The sequence below is a fragment of the Salinicola salarius genome, from assembly GCF_002179555.1.
GTDB classification, from domain to species: domain Bacteria; phylum Pseudomonadota; class Gammaproteobacteria; order Pseudomonadales; family Halomonadaceae; genus Salinicola; species Salinicola salarius_A.
The window spans coordinates 1-635 of sequence record NZ_NHOU01000136.1 but is presented as its reverse complement, the minus strand read 5'-3'; the positions used below and the strand labels follow the sequence as shown (position 1 = coordinate 635).

Sequence of the window (635 nt, the reverse complement as noted above, 5' to 3'; positions counted from 1 at the left end):
TAAGTGCCTATTCAAAATTAATCGCGTGATCAGTTCCGTAACCACCGAGTAAGCGGTGTACCTCTTCACGTAGACGTTCAAACGAGAGATAGGCACTCAAGGGCAGCCAGGTGTACTTCATCTGCCGCCACAGAATCTCTATCAGATTCAGCTCTGGTGAGTAGGCAGACAGATAGATCAGATGCACACGTTGCGACATCCACTCCACCCTCTTGCGCCTAAAGGCCTTGGAGCGATGCATGCTGGCATTGTCGAGCACCACAACAGCGAAGGTGTCTGGATCCTTCTGGATCACAAACTGGTCAAACGCTTCTATGACCGTTTCCGTGGTCACTGTCTCGGTTGTCGTGTGATAGACCAGTTTTCCGGCTCGGCTTAAGAATCCCAGCACGTTTAGCCTTCGGCTGCGGGAGTAGGCAGTGACTTCCCAGGGCTTGCCGATAGGGCTCCACGCATACGGCACCGACGACGCTTGTGAAAAACCTGATTCATCAAAGTAATAGAGCTCGTGCTCGCCTTGGTCCTCTTGCTCGTGAAGCGCTTTCATCAGGCCTTGCGTTTTGCGAAAGTCCGTTTCGTCACGCTGGGGCTTGAGTGAATGCCGAATGCGCTTGAAGCTATGACCATTTTTTTTT

At 51.8% G+C, this 635-nt stretch carries 1 protein-coding gene; it reads right to left on the bottom strand.

Going from position 1 to position 635, the window contains the following annotated elements; translation table 11 throughout:
- Positions 1-7: 7 nt before the first annotated feature.
- Positions 8-635 (bottom strand): IS630 family transposase (locus tag CCD76_RS19495; protein WP_143543364.1); only part of this gene is annotated, 628 nt, incomplete at its 5' end.